Source organism: Rhizobium sp. L9 (assembly GCF_002531885.1).
Taxonomy (GTDB): Bacteria; Pseudomonadota; Alphaproteobacteria; order Rhizobiales; family Rhizobiaceae; genus Rhizobium.
The window spans coordinates 1-2485 of record NZ_NWSZ01000075.1 but is presented as its reverse complement, the minus strand read 5'-3'; the positions used below and the strand labels follow the sequence as shown (position 1 = coordinate 2485).

Below are 2485 nucleotides of genomic sequence, written 5' to 3'. Positions count from 1 at the left end.
TGTCAATCGGCGTCCAAAGTTCACCCCTTATCGGCGTCCAATTTTGACCCCCCATATGCTGTAGATCAGCGCTTGGCCTGCCCGGCGCTGGCCGGGGTTGCAGAGGGTAGGCCAAGTGCGCGTGATGATCGTCTTCGGCTTTAGCTTTGAGAGCGGTTCTTGAAGCGCCAGGATTCGTTTCCGGTTTCGACGATCTCGCAGTGGTGGGTGAGACGGTCCAGAAGCGCGGTCGTCATCTTGGCGTCACCGAACACCGTCGGCCATTCTCCAAAGGCCAGGTTCGTGGTGACGATGATCGAAGTCCGCTCGTAGAGCCTGCTGATCAGATGGAACAGGAGTTGGCCGCCGGCCTGGGCGAACGGCAGGTAGCCGAGTTCGTCAAGGATGATGAAGTCGAGACGGTTGAGGTAGTCGGCCGTCCGCCCCTGCTTGCCGCTGCGCGTTTCCGTTTCCAAGCGATTGACCAGATCGACGACATTGAAGAAGCGCCCGCGTGTTCCGTTGCGGATCAGTGCGCGGGCAATCGCGATGGCCAGATGGCTCTTCCCGGTTCCCGTGCCGCCGACGAGGACAACATTGCGCTGATCGGCGACGAAGGTGCCGGTCGACAGCTCCCGCACCAGGGGTTCATTGACGGGCGTATCGGCGAAGTCGAAGTCGTCGATGTCCTTGGCGAGCGGCAGCTTGGCAATGCTGAGCTGGTAGCGAATGGAGCGGGCCTGCTTCTCGGCGATCTCCGACTGCAAGAGATCGCCGACGATGCGCGGCGGTTCGTGCTGCCGCTTGATGCCGTTGCCCATGACCTCGTCGTAAGCGCCGCGCATTCCATAGAGCTTCAGCGTGCTCATCAGTTCGAGAACCTGTGTGCGTTCCATCAGCTTGCCCTCCTGAGGCTGTCATACCGTGCGCAGTCGGCGACCGGTTCATGGGTAAGCCGCAGCGCATCCGGGGTTTGCAGGGTTGCGGCCGGGGCCGGATCACGGCTCCGGGCCAGAATGTTGATGATCACCGAGGCCGAGCAGACGCCGTGATCCAAAGCCTCCTGGCAGGCAGCATCGACGGCCGCCAGACCGTCGGCGGGAACGCATCCGAGAATGGTGACCATTTGCCGATCACCATCATGGACACTCTTCAGCCGCCGGCGCACTTTCTCCATCGCTGTGGGTAGGACCCATTCACGGAACGGCGCACCATTGCGCAAAGCACCGGGTTTGCGTGCCAGAACAGGGACATAATGCCAGGGATCGTAGATCGTCTCGCCACGGCCAAAGCAACGAGGATGCTCACCGACGTTCACACCGTCCTGCCTGATGACGATCTTCTCGGCATAGGCGTGAACCTCGACCGGCCGGCCGACCGCAGTTGAGAGGACGGAGTATTTGTTGTTGTCGAAGCGGACCGTGCAGGTCTTCGACACCGAGGTCGGGACGCAGTGGAATCCGTCGAACGGCCCGACGTAATGGACGAGGCTGCCGCGCTCCTCCTCGAACATTTGCCAGATCATCCGCTCGGTCTGCTCGGGATGGCGGTGCGCCTTGGCGTAGGCGATGCACTTGTCGAGCAGCCATACGTTCAGCTCTTCCAGGCTTTTGACGCGAAGGCGTGGAGTGAAGAAGCGTTCGCGCACGAGGCCAACCTGGTTCTCGACCTGCCCCTTCTCCCAGCCTGATGCGGGCGTGCAGGCCACGGGATGAACGAGATAATGGCTGCACATCTGCAGGAAACGGCGATTGTATTGCCGCTCCTTGCCGACGAATACGGCCTCGACCGCCGTCTTCATGTTGTCGTAGATGCCGCGCGTGCAGGTGCCACGGAAGAAGGCGAAGGCCTTGTCGTGCGCATCGAACACCATCTCCTGGCTTTCGCGCATATAGGCCCTGACGAACATCATCCGGCTGTGGCAGAGCCGGACGTGAGCAACCTTGACGGTCGTCGTCACGCCGTTGATCAGAATGATCTCGTGGCTCCAGTCGAACTGGTAGGCCTCACCCGGCGCGTAATAGAGCGGCACGTAGGCTTCCGCCGTCATGGCTCCCCGGTTCTTCGCCCAGGTCTTGGCGTATCGCCGGATCGCGTCATAACTGCCGTCGTAGCCGAGTGCCCGAACCTCCTCGTAAATCCGGATCAGCGTCAACCGTTCGCGCGATGGCTTGCCCTCGTTGGTCGTCAGGAACCGCTCGATCTCGGCCTTCCACGCTCCGATCCTCGGCAGCGGTTGTCGCTCTCGTTCATAGGTAAAATCGGTCTCGTCGGAACGCAAAATCTTGCGGACCGTGTTGCGCGAAACATGCAGTTCCCGGACGATCTTCTTCACCGACCAGCCCTGCACATGGAAGGCCCGTCGAACACGCGCAATAGTATCCACTCGCTTCAACTCCCACTCCATCCGCCGCCAAAAGCCGGATGGTCAGATGAAATCTGAGGGGGGTCAAAATTGGACGCCGATTACCCCGCCAAGGGGGTCAAATTTGCACGCCGAAACACA

Annotated in this window: 1 protein-coding gene and 1 pseudogene; both read right to left on the bottom strand. The window is 60.9% G+C overall.

The window, feature by feature from the left end; translation table 11 throughout:
* Window positions 1-140: 140 nt before the first annotated feature.
* On the bottom strand, window positions 141-875 hold the full coding sequence (istB, locus tag CO660_RS32225; RefSeq protein WP_064818141.1) for an IS21-like element helper ATPase IstB: 735 nt from the start codon (window positions 873-875) through the stop codon (window positions 141-143).
* 5 nt (window positions 876-880) lie between these two features.
* Window positions 881-2374, bottom strand: a pseudogene (istA, locus tag CO660_RS32220) (IS21 family transposase); the annotation flags it as partial.
* Window positions 2375-2485 lie beyond the last annotated feature (111 nt).